Source organism: Amycolatopsis lexingtonensis (genome assembly GCF_014873755.1).
Classification (GTDB): domain Bacteria; phylum Actinomycetota; class Actinomycetes; order Mycobacteriales; family Pseudonocardiaceae; genus Amycolatopsis; species Amycolatopsis lexingtonensis.
This window is the reverse complement of record NZ_JADBEG010000001.1, coordinates 2,179,918-2,193,382: the sequence shown is the minus strand read 5'-3', so window position 1 is coordinate 2,193,382 and position 13,465 is coordinate 2,179,918. Positions and strand designations below refer to the sequence as shown.

General features: G+C 70.7%; 11 protein-coding genes and 1 pseudogene. 7 read left to right on the top strand and 5 right to left on the bottom strand.

Annotation, left to right across the window (positions count from 1 at the left end; all coding sequences use genetic code 11):
• Positions 1–34 precede the first annotated feature (34 nt).
• A complete protein-coding gene (acnA, locus tag H4696_RS10255) occupies positions 35–2,863 on the bottom strand; it encodes an aconitate hydratase AcnA (RefSeq protein WP_192782226.1) in 2,829 nt (942 codons plus the stop codon).
• A 273-nt stretch (positions 2,864–3,136) separates the two neighbouring features.
• Here acnA and H4696_RS10250 point away from each other — a divergent pair.
• Both H4696_RS10250 and H4696_RS10245 read left to right on the top strand, forming a co-directional pair.
• Positions 3,137–4,497: pseudogene (locus tag H4696_RS10250) on the top strand (NlpC/P60 family protein).
• A gap of 43 nt (positions 4,498–4,540) precedes the next feature.
• The gene (locus H4696_RS10245) at positions 4,541–5,251 is read left to right on the top strand and encodes an SAM-dependent methyltransferase (RefSeq protein WP_086856047.1); all 711 of its coding nucleotides are present in this window, start codon (positions 4,541–4,543) and stop codon (positions 5,249–5,251) included.
• A gap of 2 nt (positions 5,252–5,253) precedes the next feature.
• On the opposite strand, the gene H4696_RS10240 is transcribed toward H4696_RS10245, so the two are convergent.
• Positions 5,254–5,652 carry a DUF1801 domain-containing protein gene (locus tag H4696_RS10240; protein WP_086856046.1) on the bottom strand — a complete coding sequence of 133 codons (399 nt, stop codon included), beginning with the start codon at positions 5,650–5,652 and terminating at the stop codon, positions 5,254–5,256.
• Positions 5,653–5,679: 27 nt separating this feature from the next.
• On the opposite strand from H4696_RS10240, the gene mobA reads away from it, so the two are divergent.
• From mobA to H4696_RS10220, 4 genes are all read left to right on the top strand, one after another.
• Positions 5,680–6,225 carry a molybdenum cofactor guanylyltransferase gene (gene mobA, locus H4696_RS10235; protein ID WP_086856045.1) on the top strand — a complete coding sequence of 182 codons (546 nt, stop codon included), beginning with the start codon at positions 5,680–5,682 and terminating at the stop codon, positions 6,223–6,225.
• A gap of 170 nt (positions 6,226–6,395) precedes the next feature.
• Complete coding sequence (locus tag H4696_RS10230) at positions 6,396–7,466, top strand: AAA family ATPase (RefSeq protein ID WP_086856044.1); 1,071 nt, start codon at positions 6,396–6,398, stop codon at positions 7,464–7,466.
• Between the two features lie 7 nt (positions 7,467–7,473).
• Positions 7,474–8,418 carry a DUF58 domain-containing protein gene (locus H4696_RS10225; RefSeq protein ID WP_086856043.1) on the top strand — a complete coding sequence of 315 codons (945 nt, stop codon included), beginning with the start codon at positions 7,474–7,476 and terminating at the stop codon, positions 8,416–8,418.
• Positions 8,415–9,395 carry a VWA domain-containing protein gene (locus tag H4696_RS10220; RefSeq protein WP_086856042.1) on the top strand — a complete coding sequence of 327 codons (981 nt, stop codon included), beginning with the start codon at positions 8,415–8,417 and terminating at the stop codon, positions 9,393–9,395. The genes H4696_RS10225 and H4696_RS10220 overlap by 4 nt, the downstream gene beginning before the upstream one ends.
• 1 nt (position 9,396) lies before the next feature.
• On the opposite strand, the gene H4696_RS10215 is transcribed toward H4696_RS10220, so the two are convergent.
• The gene (locus H4696_RS10215) at positions 9,397–9,906 is read right to left on the bottom strand and encodes a hypothetical protein (RefSeq protein ID WP_086856041.1); all 510 of its coding nucleotides are present in this window, start codon (positions 9,904–9,906) and stop codon (positions 9,397–9,399) included.
• Between the two features lie 105 nt (positions 9,907–10,011).
• On the opposite strand from H4696_RS10215, the gene fxsT reads away from it, so the two are divergent.
• On the top strand, positions 10,012–12,567 hold the full coding sequence (fxsT, locus tag H4696_RS10210) for an FxSxx-COOH system tetratricopeptide repeat protein (protein WP_086856040.1): 2,556 nt from the start codon (positions 10,012–10,014) through the stop codon (positions 12,565–12,567).
• On the opposite strand, the gene H4696_RS10205 is transcribed toward fxsT, so the two are convergent.
• Both H4696_RS10205 and H4696_RS10200 read right to left on the bottom strand, forming a co-directional pair.
• Positions 12,564–13,028 carry a tRNA (cytidine(34)-2'-O)-methyltransferase gene (locus tag H4696_RS10205; protein WP_086856039.1) on the bottom strand — a complete coding sequence of 155 codons (465 nt, stop codon included), beginning with the start codon at positions 13,026–13,028 and terminating at the stop codon, positions 12,564–12,566. The genes fxsT and H4696_RS10205 overlap by 4 nt on opposite strands.
• A 3-nt stretch (positions 13,029–13,031) precedes the next feature.
• A complete protein-coding gene (locus H4696_RS10200) occupies positions 13,032–13,454 on the bottom strand; it encodes an acyl-CoA thioesterase (protein WP_086856038.1) in 423 nt (140 codons plus the stop codon).
• Positions 13,455–13,465 lie beyond the last annotated feature (11 nt).

Here is a 13,465-nt window from a genome sequence, read left to right as displayed (position 1 = left end):
GACCGAGCGGGGAGGCCCTTCAAAGCGAAAACCCTTACGCCTGCGTCATCTTCCGCAGCACGTACTGCAGGATGCCGCCGTTGCGGTAGTAGTCCGCCTCACCCGGGGTGTCGATGCGGACGTCCGCCTCGAACTCCACCTTGGTGCCGTCCGCCTTGGTGGCCGTGACGTGCACCGTGCGCGGGGTCTCGCCGTCGTTCAGCTTGGTGATGCCCGAGATGTCGAACGTCTCCGTGCCGTCGAGGCCGAGCGACGAGGCCGACTCGCCCTGCGGGAACTGCAGCGGGATGACGCCCATGCCGATCAGGTTCGAGCGGTGGATGCGCTCGAACGACTCGGTGATCACCGCGCGGACGCCCAGCAGCGAGGTGCCCTTGGCCGCCCAGTCGCGCGACGAGCCCGAGCCGTACTCCTTGCCGCCCAGCACGACCAGCGGGGTGCCCGCCGCCGCGTAGTTCTGCGCCGCGTCGTAGATGAACGCCTGCGGGGCGCCCTCCTGCGTGAAGTCGCGGGTGTAGCCGCCCTGCACGTCGTCGAGGAGCTGGTTGCGCAGCCGGATGTTCGCGAACGTGCCGCGGATCATCACCTCGTGGTTGCCGCGCCGCGAGCCGTAGGAGTTGAAGTCCTTCTTCTCCACGCCGTGCTCGGTCAGGTACTGCGCGGCCGGGGTACCCGGCTTGATCGCGCCGGCGGGGGAGATGTGGTCGGTGGTGACCGAGTCGCCCAGCTTCGCCAGCACGCGCGCGCCGGTGATGTCGGTGACCGCGGCCGGCTCCGGCGTCATGCCCTCGAAGTACGGGGGCTTCCGGACGTAGGTGGACTCCGCGTCCCACTCGAAGGTCTTGCCCTCCGGGGTGGGCAGCGACTTCCAGCGCTCGCCGCCGTCGAAGACGTCGGCGTAGTCCTTGGTGAACATCTCCTGCGTGATCGCGTAGTCGATGGTCTCCTGGATTTCCTTCGCCGTCGGCCAGATGTCCTTCAGGAAGACGTCGTTGCCGTCGGTGTCCTGGCCCAGCGGCTGGTTCGCGAAGTCGAAGTCCATCGTGCCGGCCAGCGCGTAGGCGATGACCAGCGGCGGCGACGCGAGGTAGTTCATCTTCACGTCGGGGTTGATCCGGCCTTCGAAGTTCCGGTTGCCCGAGAGCACCGAGACCGCGGTGAGGTCGTTCTCCTGGATGGCCGCGGAGATCTCGTCCGAGAGCGGGCCGGAGTTGCCGATGCAGGTGGTGCAGCCGTAGCCGACCAGGTGGTAGCCCAGCTTCTCCAGGTACGGCCACAGGTTGGCCTTGGTGTAGTAGTCGGTGACGACCTGCGAGCCCGGCGCCATCGACGTCTTGACCCACGGCTTGACCGCGAGGCCCTTCTCGACCGCGTTGCGCGCGAGGAGCGCGGCGCCGAGCATGACCGACGGGTTCGAGGTGTTGGTGCACGAGGTGATCGAGGCGATCACGACGGCGCCGTGGTCCAGGATGAACTCGCCGCGGTCGGCGCTGGAGACCTTGACCGGCTTGGACGGGCGGCCGCTGCCGCCGTTGGCCGCCGACTGGAGGTCGACCGCGTCCTCGTCCTTGAACGACAGGGCGGCCGGGTCGGAAGCCGGGAACGACTCCTCGACGGCCTCGTCGACCTTGGTGTGCGGGGTGACCTGCTCGCCGTCCACGTAGTCGTGGATCGACTTGCGGAACGAGGACTTCGCGTCCGACAGCTCGATGCGGTCCTGCGGGCGCTTCGGGCCGGCGATCGACGGGACGACCGTCGAGAGGTCCAGCTCGAGGTACTCGGAGTAGGACGCCTCGCGCGACGGGTCGTGCCAGAGGCCCTGCTCCTTGGCGTAGGCCTCGACCAGCGCGACCTGCTCGGCGGAGCGGCCGGTCAGCTTGAGGTAGCGGACGGTCTCCTCGTCGATCGGGAAGATCGCGGCGGTGGAGCCGAACTCCGGGCTCATGTTGCCGATGGTGGCGCGGTTGGCCAGCGGCACCGCGGAGACGCTCTCGCCGTAGAACTCGACGAACTTGCCGACCACGCCGTGCTTGCGCAGCATCTCGGTGATGGTGAGCACGACGTCGGTGGCGGTGACGCCGGCCGGGATCTCGCCGGTCAGCTTGAAGCCGACGACGCGCGGGATGAGCATCGACACCGGCTGGCCCAGCATGGCCGCCTCGGCCTCGATGCCGCCGACGCCCCAGCCCAGCACGCCCAGGCCGTTGACCATGGTGGTGTGCGAGTCGGTGCCGACGCAGGAGTCGGGGTACGCCTGGCCGTTGCGGGCCATGACCGTGCGCGCGAGGTGCTCGATGTTGACCTGGTGCACGATGCCGGTGCCCGGCGGGACGACCTTGAACTCGTCGAAGGCGCCCTGGCCCCAGCGCAGGAACTGGTAGCGCTCGCGGTTGCGCTCGTACTCGATCTCGACGTTGCGCTCGAAGGCGTCGGCGCGGCCGAAGACGTCGATGATGACCGAGTGGTCGATGACCAGCTCGGCGGGGGCGAGCGGGTTGACCTTGTCGGGGTCGCCGCCGAGGTCGGTGACCGCCTCGCGCATGGTGGCGAGGTCGACGACGCACGGCACGCCGGTGAAGTCCTGCATGATCACGCGGGCCGGCGTGAACTGGATCTCGATCGACGGGTCGGCGTTGGGATCCCACGAGCCGAGCGCGCGGATGTGGTCGGCGGTGATGTTCGCGCCGTCTTCGGTGCGCAGCAGGTTCTCGAGCAGGATCTTCAGGCTGTAGGGCAGCCGCTCGGCGCCCTCGACCTTGTTCAGGCGGAACACCTCGTACGAGGCGTCGCCGACCTTCAGCGTGTCTTTGGCGCCGAAGCTGTCCTTGCTGGCAGGTGCGGTCACGTCTAACTCCAGTGGCATGGACTTCCGCGCCGGTGCGGCGGTCGAGTCCCGGGTCAGTTCGGTCGGGTTCGGTGGTGGCGAGTCTTGCGCACCCCCACCGTAGGACCGGATTCGGGATGGCACACCTCGCGGTGCCTCAAACAGTACGCGCGTCCTGTTTGCCGGACAAGACGACACGCGGTGTGGGCTGCGCCATCCGTTGCCGGGGTCCCTCAATGAGGGGAATTGGTGCCTACGGTGTGTAAGTTTCCGGTGATGCTTGTGATAGTGGTGTGACTGCAGTGACGCGCGATGTGCGCAGGTGAGCGGAGGTGGGCGGTCGTGGCGGGACGGCGTGGGGGTCCGGGGGTGCCGTGGACCCGTCGCGGACTCACCGTGAGCGCGCTCACTCTGGTGATCTTGTTCGGGGCCGGCGGCACGGGCCTGGCGGCGCCACCGCCGCCGCCGAACCCGAGCGACTCGGAGCTGAACAACAGCAAGGCCGACGCCAACGCGAAGGCCGGTGAAGTCGGCCGGCTGACCAACCAGCTCGCCCAGGCCGAGCAGAAGCTGTCGCAACTGCAGGACGACGTCGAGCTCAAGCAGGAAGAGGCCAACAAGGCACTGGTCGACCTGCAGGCCGCGCAGGACGCCGCGGCGCAGGCCGAGAACGACGCGAAGGCCGCCCGGACCGAGGCGGACGCGGCCGCCGCGGCCATCGAGAAGGCCCGCAACGACCTCAAGACGTTCGCCGCCGCGAGCTTCCAGCAGGGGAGCACGGTCGGCTCGCTCTCGGCGTACCTGAGCGCCGACAGCCCCAAGGACATGCTGGCCCGCGCCCAGCTGCTCGACGCCGTCGGCGGCGACCGGCTCAACGCCCTCGACCGGCTCCAGCAGGCGCAGACCGCGAAGTCGAACAAGGACTCCGCGGCCCGCAAGGCCGCGGAGATCGCGCAGCAGAAGCAGGACGCCGCCCGGGAGGCCAAGACCAGCGCCGACTCCGCGCAGGCCAGGGCGATCAGCGCGCAGGACAGCCAGGCCACGCAGAACACCCGGCTCGAGAAGGACAAGTCCGACGTCGAGCAGCAGCTCTACGCCGCGCAGGCCAAGGTCAGCGGCCTGCAGGGCCAGCGCCAGCGCTACCAGGACTGGCTCGCCCAGAAGCAGCGCGAGGACGAGGAGCGCGCCCGCCAGGCCGCGCTCGCCTCCTCCGGCGGCGGTGGCGGCCGCCCGGCGAGCAAGCCGCCCGCGGGCCCGGCCGGGTCGCGGTCATCGCCCGTGCGCTGTCCAAGATCGGCCTGCCGTACGCGTGGGGCGGCGGCAACGCGAGCGGCCCGACCCGCGGCATCCGCGACGGCGGCGTCGCCGACCGCTACGGCGACTACAACAAGATCGGCTTCGACTGCTCCGGCCTGATGATCTACGCCTTCGCCGGGGTCACGGGCCTGCCGCACTACAGCGGCTACCAGTACACGGCGGGGCGGCGGGTTCCGCTGTCCCAGATGCGCCGCGGCGACATGCTGTTCTGGGGCGGCGCGGGCGGCATCCACCACGTCGCGCTCTACCTCGGCGGCGGGCAGATGGTCGAGGCCCCGCAGTCCGGGCTGCGCGTCCGGATCGCGCCGGTCCGCTACGGCGGGATCATGCCGTACGCGACCCGCTTGATCGGCTGAAACCCGCTCGACGCCCTGGTGACGAGGCGACAAGATCGGCCGCGTGGACGACGAACTGAACGCGCTGCGGCGCACGCGGATGCGCTGGAACACGCCCCTGTCCGAGGCTCACGCGTCGTTGCTGCTCGACCGGATGGCCCTCGGCGAAGGACACCTCGTCGACCTCGGCTGCGGGTGGGGTGAGCTGCTGCTGCGGGCGGCCGCGAGGGCCCCTGGCCTGCGCGTTACCGGTGTCGATACCGACGTGGTCTCCTTGGCGAGAGGCCGGGCGGCGGCTCGCGAGCGCGGCCTCGCGGTGGAGTTCACGGAGGCCGACGCCGCGACCTGGGACGGCGCCGCCGTCCGGGCGTTCTGCATCGGCGCCGCGCACGCCTTCGGCTCGACGAAGGCGGCGCTGGCGGAACTCGGGCGGGTGGTGCCGGCCGGCCGGGTGCTCTACGGCGACGGCTTCTGGGCCGCCCCGCCGGGAGCGGCGGCGCTGGAGATCTTCGGGCCGGACACGCTGACCTTGCCGGAACTGCTGGACGCCGCGACCGGCGCGGGCTGGCGGGTGCTGCACGTCAGCACCGCCGACCAGCTCGAATGGGACGACTTCGAGTCGACGTCGAAGCTGGCCTGGCAGGAGTGGGTGCTGGCGAACCCGGCCGATCCGCGGGCGGCGGAGGTGCGGGACTGGCTCGACGAGCGGCAGCGGCAGTACTTCCGCGACTACCGGGGCGTGCTGGGCCTCGCCTACCTGGTGCTCGGCCGCTGAGGTCAGGCTTGCTCGCGCTTCAGCTTGCGCCAGCCGCCGGCCCGGTTGTTGGCGATGATCTGCCGGAACATCGCGGTGAGCGCGGGCGCGTTGATCGGCTCGCCCTCCCGGAAGGCGACGGTCCGCGCGGTCTTGTTGCCGTGCCCGGCGGTGATGATGCCTTCGGGGTCGGGGACGATGCCGCCGTCGTAGACGAAGACGTTGACGTGGTCCTTCGCCGCCAGCAGGGCGCAGATGTTGCCCTCGAGCACGAAGTAGGGCTGCCGGGTGCGCTTGATCGTCTCGGTCACTTCGGGGTCCGCCGCGTGGACCAGCTCGCGGACCTCGCGGCAGATCGCCTGCTGCCAGTCCGGCAGGGCGTCGATGTAGGCGTCCACGCGGGGTTCGACGGTGTAGGACACGTGTCGAGTATGGGCTAGATTCCCGGGATGCGGTACGCGGGGATCGTGCTGGCCGGGGGTTCGGCCAGCAGACTGTCCGGTGTGGACAAGCCGGCGCTGTCGGTGGGTGGCAAACCACTGCTGACCCGCGCGATCCACGCCCTCGACGGCGCGGAACGCGTGATCGTGGTCGGCCCCCGGCGCCCCGGCTTCGACGTCGTGTGGACGCGCGAACCGGTGCCCGGCACCGGCCCCGTCGCGGCACTGGCCGCCGGCCTCGCGTTCGTCCCGGACGACGTCGAGGCGGTCGTCGTGCTGGCGGCCGACCTCCCGGGCGTCCGCCAGTCCACTGTGGACCGCTTGGTCGCTGGAATCGGCGACGGCGACGGCGCGGTCCTGGTGGACGCCGGCGGGTCCCGGCAGTGGCTGCTGGGCGCGTGGCAGGTCGCGGCGCTGCGGGCGGCGCTGCCCGAGCAAGTGGAGAACGCGGCGCTGCGGCGGGTGCTCGGCGGGCTGAGCGTCACCGAGGTGCCGGCCGAACTGGGCGAAGCGGACGACATCGACACGCCGGAGGACCTCGAACGGCACCGCTGAGACCGGGAACCGGATCAGCTTCACAGATGTCACACCGGGAAAGGTGTTGGCTACTGACGGGGCAACCCGTGCGTCCGCGTGCCGGACGGACTTACGGCCGGGGGACGCAGTACGGTCGCACCGCGTGATCACCGTCGCGGGGGCGGCGCACGAACTTTCGAGGAGGCAGAGTGACCGAGCCCGGCTACGCCGAGGGCGGGAACGGCCAGCAGGCGACACCGGCGCGGGACGCCCAGTTGCTGGAGCGGACCGTGTTCGAGGTCAAGCGGATCATCGTCGGCCAGGACCGCCTGGTCGAGCGGATGCTGGTCGGCCTGCTGGCCAAGGGCCACCTGCTGCTCGAAGGTGTGCCCGGCGTGGCGAAGACCCTCGCCGTCGAGACGTTCGCGCGGGTCGTCGGGGGCTCGTTCTCCCGCGTCCAGTTCACGCCCGACCTGGTGCCCGCCGACATCCTCGGCACCCGGATCTACCGCCAGGGCGCCGAGCGGTTCGACGTCGAACTCGGCCCGGTCGTGGCGAACTTCGTCCTCGCCGACGAGATCAACCGCGCGCCCGCGAAGGTGCAGTCGGCGATGCTCGAGGTGATGGCCGAGCGGCACGTGTCGATCGGCGGGCAGACGTTCCCGATGCCCGACCCGTTCCTCGTGCTCGCCACCCAGAACCCGATCGAGAACGAAGGCGTGTACCCGCTGCCCGAAGCGCAGCGTGACCGCTTCCTGTTCAAGATCCAGGTCGAGTACCCCTCGGCCGAGGAGGAGCGCGAGATCATCTACCGGATGGGCGTCACCCCGCCCACCCCGCACGAGGTGCTCAGCCCGGCCGAGCTGGTCCGGCTGCAGGGCGTCGCGTCGCAGGTGTTCGTGCACCACGCGCTGGTCGACTACGTCGTGCGGCTCGTGCTGACCACCCGCACGCCGAACGAGCACGGCCTCGCCGACGTCGCCGGCTGGGTGTCCTACGGTGCCTCGCCGCGCGCGAGCCTCGGCATCATCGCCGCCGCCCGGGCGCTGGCACTGGTCCGCGGGCGCGACTACGTGCTGCCGCAGGACGTCGTCGACGTCGTGCCGGACGTGCTGCGCCACCGGCTCGTGCTGTCCTACGACGCGCTGGCCGACGGCGTGCCGATCGACCACATCATCACGCGCGTGCTGCAGACCGTGCCGTTGCCGCAGGTCTCGGCCCGGCCGCAGGGCGGGGCCGGCCAGGGTGGCCCGGTCCCGGCGGGCGCGCCGGTCAGGTAACCCGGCGATGGCGAAGAACGAGAAGGGCGCACGCCCTTCGTGGGCGCCGCCGGTGCTGCGCGGCGACCGGATGGAGGCCGGGCTCCGGACCCTGGAGCTCGACGTCCGCCGTCGGCTCGACGGGCTGCTGCAGGGCAACCACCTCGGCCTCGTGCCGGGGCCGGGCTCCGAGCCCGGTGAAGCCCGCCCGTACCAGCCCGGTGACGACGTCCGCCGGATGGACTGGGCGGTCACCGCCCGCACCACGACCCCGCACATCCGCGAGACCGTGGCCGACCGCGAGCTGGAGACGTGGGTCGTCGCCGACCTGTCGGCGAGCCTCGACTTCGGCACGGCGCTGTGCGAGAAGCGCGACCTGGTGGTCTGCGCGGTCGCGGCGGTCGCCCACCTGACCGGGGGCGGCGGCAACCGGATCGGCGCGCTGGTCTCCACCGGCGCGGACACCACCCGCATCCCGGCGCGCGGCGGCCTCGCCCACGCGCGCGGGCTGGTGCGGAAGCTGGCCGAGACACCGCGTGCGGCCGAGGGCACCCGGGGCGACTTCGCCCAGGCGCTGGAGGCCCTGCGCCGTCCGCCGCGCCGGCGTGGCCTTGCCGTGGTGATCTCCGACTTCCTGGGCGACACGTCCTGGGAGCGGCCGCTGCGGGCCCTGGGCGGGCGCCACGAACTGATCGCGATCGAAGTCCTCGACCCGCGCGACGTCGACCTGCCCGAGGTGGGCACCGTCGTGCTGGCCGACCCGGAGACAGGGAAACAGCGCGAAGTGCACGCTTCGGCCTTGCTGCGCAAGGAGTTCGGGGCCGCGGCCCACGCCCACCGGCAGAAGGTGGCGGCCGGCCTGCGCCGCGCGGGTGCGGCGCACCTGACGCTGCGCACGGACGCCGACTGGATCGCCGACATGGTGCGGTTCGTCGTCGCCCGCAAGCGGCGCTGGTCCGGGGGTGTCGCGTGAGTTTGACGGGCTTCACGGCGCCGTGGTGGTTCCTGCTCCTGATCGCCGTGGCCGCGGTCGCCGTCGGGTACGTGCTCGCCCAGCGGGCGCGGCGGAAGCGGACCATGCGGTTCGCGAACCTCGACCTCCTCGAACGGGTCGCGCCGAAGAGCCAGGGCTGGGTCCGGCACGTGCCTGCGGTGCTGATCGTGCTGTCGCTCCTGCTGCTCACCGTGGCGCTGGCCGGGCCGACCGCCGAGCAGAAGGTGCCGCGCAACCGGGCCACCGTGATGCTGGTGATCGACGTTTCGCTGTCGATGGAGGCCACCGACGTCGCCCCGACGCGGCTGAAGGCGGCGCAGGACGCGGCCACGCAGTTCGCGCAGAACATGACGCCGGGGATCAACCTGGGCCTGATCTCGTTCGCGGGCACGGCGACGGTGCTGGTCAACCCGACCACGGACCGCAACGGCGTGATCAAGGCGATCGAGAACCTGAAGCTGGCGCAGTCGACGGCGACCGGTGAGGGCATCTTCGCGGCCCTGCAGTCGGTGGAGAGCTTCTCCAGCGTCGTGGGCGGGGCCGACGGACCGCCGCCCGCCCGGATAGTGCTGATGTCGGACGGCAAGCAGACGGTGCCGGAGGACCTGTACGCGGCGCGCGGCGGCTACACGGCGGCGCAGGCGGCGAAGCAGGCGGGCGTCCCGATCTCGTCGATTTCGTTCGGCACCACGCACGGCTCGGTCGACATCGACGGCAAGGCCCAGCCGGTGAGCGTCGACGACGAGTCACTGCGCGAGATCGCGCGGCTTTCGGGCGGCGACTTCTACAAGGCGGCCAGCGCCGAGGAACTGAAGAAGGTCTACGGGGACCTCGGCGAGCAGATCGGCTACGAGATCAAGGACGCCGACGCGAGCAAGCCGTGGGTGGTCGTGGGCACGCTGATCCTGATGATCGGCGCGGCGGCCAGCCTGTTCTTCGGGCAGAGACTCCCGTGACTCAGGCTCGGCGGACGCCGTAAAGGCTTCCGCCGAGCAGGGTCACCCCGGAGAGGACGCCGCTGACGAACGGCACCCAGTCGGTGACGCTTCCGAGCAGTGCGAGACCGAGGACGCCGAGCACCGTCAGAACGACGCCGACCACCAGGATCGAGCGGGTCTTCCACGCCGAAGCGAGCGCGACGAAGTGGAGTCCGACGATCGTGGCGATCCAGGCGACGTTGGCCTCCACCGGTGCTTCCAGCAGGGTCAGCACGAAGAACCCGGCGACCAGCAGCACGACCTCGCCGATGACGATGACCCGGTAGCTCGGCCCGAACACCGGCCGCCCCTCGAGCGTCGGGCGCCCGCCCGCGCGCAGCCCGAGGACCACCACGGCCGCGAGCGCGAGGACGGCGAGGGCGCGCAGCACCCAGCCGATCACCGCGGGAAGCGGGTCACCGGAGTTGACCAGGACGAACACGGTGCCGAACGCGGCGCCGATGAGCGCCCCCAGGAACTGCTGTCGCATCCGGCGAACCTACCGGACGGCGATCATGACGGTTCGCGGTCACCGTAACGCCCGCGTGGATCGGAGAGACTGTTCCCAGGTACGGCGAACGTGAGGAGACGGGGGTTGGCAGTCGGGGAGCAGGCGCGGCGGGTGTTCCTCAGCCACACCAGCGAGCTGGGCGAGTGGCCGAAGCCGCGGTCGTTCGTGGCAGCGGCGAAGGACGCGGTGGCCGCGGCGGGGGATGCGGTGGTGGACATGTCCGCCTTTACCGCCCGGGACGCGACACCCGAGCAACTCGACCAGGAGATGCTGGCCGAGGCCGACATCTACGTCCTGATCGCCGGGTTTCGGTACGGCACACCGGTGCGGGGCCGTCCGGAGGTCTCCTACTGCGAGCAGGAATTCGAGATCGCCACCGCCACCGGCATGGAGCGGCTGGTGTTCGTGCTGGCCGAGGACACCGAAGGACCACCGGCGCTGATCCGGGACCTGGAGTACGGGGCCCGGCAGGAGGCGTTCCGCAAACGGCTGCCAGACAGCGGTCTCACCATCACCAAGGTGTCCTCGCCCCACGAACTGGCGACCAAGCTGGAGCGGGCGCTGAATCGGGTCCCACGTTCCCGAGAGGCATCGAAGCTCGCCGGCCGGATCTCGAACATCCCCGCCCGCACGGCTACGTTCACCGGCCGCGACGAGCTGCTGGCCGGGCTGCGGGCGGCGTTGTCTTCGGGGCAGCCGGCGGTGGTTCAGGCGCTCAACGGGATGGGCGGGGTCGGCAAGACCACCACCGCGATCGAATACGCCCATCGCTACGCCGAGGACTACGACGTGGCCTGGTGGATTCCCGCCGAAGACCCGGCTCTCGTCACCAGCCACCTGGTCGATCTCGCCCAGGCGCTGGATCTGGCGACCGAGAAGGACTCGCCCGCTGTCGTACTGGCCCGGTTGCGCGGGGCACTGCAGTCGCGCGGGCGGTGGCTGGTGGTGTTCGACAACGCCGAAGACCCCGCGGCCCTGCGACCGCTGCTGCCCGCCGGGGACGGGCACGTGATCATCACCTCGCGGAACCCCGACTGGGACGACATCGGTGCCGCGTTGCCGGTGCGGGAATTCAGTCGTCCCGAGTCGGTGCAGTTGCTGCGAACCCGCTGTTCCCGGCTCAGCGAAACCGACGCTGACCGTATTGCCGAGGCCGTCGGCGACCTGCCCCTGGCCGTCAACCAGGCAGCACGCCTGCTGGCCACAAGCAGCCTGACCGTCGAGAGATACCTCGAACTGCTCGTCGAGCGCGGCCATGAACTGATGGGCCGCCACGAGAAGGGCAGCGGCTACCCCGTCTCGCTGGCCGCGGCGTGGACGGTGTCGTTCGACCAGCTCGCCCGGGAGAATCCCGCCGCGCTGAACATCCTCACCTTGGTGGCGTGGCTGGCCCCTGAGCCGGTGCCGCTCACGTTGCTGACCCATCAGCAGGGCGATGGCGGGGCCGCTGCGCGGGATCCGCTGGCCTTCGCCGACGTCACGGCCGCCCTGCGCAGCCGCGGCATGGCCGAGGTCACCACCACGACCATCCAGCTCCACCGGGTCCCCGCCGCCCTGCTGCGGGCCCGCACCCGCGACGACGTCGTTACCGAGGACGACCGAGACTCGACCTGGCCGGTCACCGCAGTCCGGCTGCTAGACGCTGGTCTGCCCGACAATCCGTGGGTCAACCCGCCGAGCTGGCCGCGCTGGCGAGAGCTGCTCCCGCATCTGCTGGTCGTGTGTGATCCCCACCGCGCATGGCAGCCGGCAGCGGGCGAAGTCGCCTACTTGCTCGACCGCACCGCGTCCTACCTTCACACCCGTGGTGAGCCCCGCGCCGCACTGCCACTACTTCAGCGGGCGTACGTACTTCGCAGGGATCTCCTCGGCGAGGACCACCCCCACACTCTCATCACCGCCAGCAACCTCGCCCTCGCCCTCGGCAGCCTGGGCGAGCATGAGCAGGCTCGTGAGCTCAATGAAGACACCCTCGCTCGCAGCCGACGCGTCCTCGGCCACGACGACCCCAGTACCCTCACCACCGCCAGCAACCTCGCCCTCGCCCTCGGCAGCTTGGGCGAGCATCTGCGGGCTCGTGAGCTGAACGAGGACACTCTCGCTCGCCGCCGACGCGTGCTCGGCGACGACCACCCCGACACCCTCAGCACCGCCAACAACCTCGTCGTCGACCTCGGCAGCTTGGGCGAGCATCTGCGGGCTCGTGAGCTGAACGAGGACACTCTCGCTCGCCGCCGACGCGTGCTCGGCGACGACCACCCCCACACCCTCATCTCCGCCAACAGACTCGCCGCCGACCTCAGGGACGTAGGCGAACTCCAGCAGGCCCGCGAACTGCACGAAGATACCCTCGCCCGCGCCAAACGGGTCCTCGGCGATGACCACCCCGACACCCTCATCGACGCCAGCCACCTCGCCGCCGACCTCCGGGCGCTTGGCGAACACCAGCGGGCCCGCGACCTGGACGAAGATACCCTCGCCCGCGCCAAACGTGTCCTCGGTGAGGACCACCCCGACACCCTCATCCTCGCCGGCAACCTCGCCGCCGACCTCAGCAACCTGGGCGAGCATCAGCGGGCCCGTGAGCTGAACGAAGACATCCTCGCCCGCCGCAAGCGCGTCCTCGGCAACGACGACTAGTCAGTACCCGCGAAGCCGTTCTGCCGCCAGGCTTCGTAGACCGTGATCGCCGCTGTGTTGGCCAGGTTCAGCGACCGGCTGGTCGGCAGCATCGGCAGCCGCACGCGGTCGGTCACCTCGGGCGCCTCCTGCACCGACGCCGACAGCCCGACCGACTCGGGCCCGAACAGCAGCACGTCTCCCGGCCCGTACGCGACATCCGTGTACAGCCGGGTCGCCGCCGCACTGAACGCGTACACCTTCGCCGGCAGCAGCACTTCCCAAGCGGCGGACAGCGAAGCGTGGACGTGCACCCGGGCGAGGTCGTGGTAGTCGAGCCCCGCGCGGCGCAACTGCTTGTCCTCCAACGTGAACCCCAACGGCTCGACCAGGTGCAGCTCGCAGCCGGTGTTGGCGGCCAGGCGGATCGCGTTGCCCGTGTTCGGCGGGATTTCGGGGTGGTAGAAGAGAACGCGGAACACGGCTCAGTCTTCGAGCAGGGCCGCGTAGACCTTGCGGACCGCGTCGGGTGGCGGTGTCGGGCGCAGGGTCGCCGGATCGATGAAGACGTAGCGGACGTTCGCCGCCTGCACGAGCGTCTCGCCGCGGTGGATCTCGAAGTCGAAGATCAGCGACGTCGTGCCGAGGTGGTTCAGGTACTGCGAAACGACGAGTTCTTCGTCGTAGCGCGCGGGCGCGCGGAACTTCAGGTTCGCCTCCGCGACCACGACGTCGACGCGGTGGGCGAGGAACTCGTCGTGCGAACCGAACAGCGCCTTCTCCGCCTCGAACGCGCACATGTCCACATAGGCCAGGTAGTGGGCGTTGAAGACGATGCCCTGGCCGTCGCACTCGTGGTAGCGCACGCGCAGCGGCATCTCGACGATCGGTCGGCGGGGTTCGGTCACGAGCCCAATCT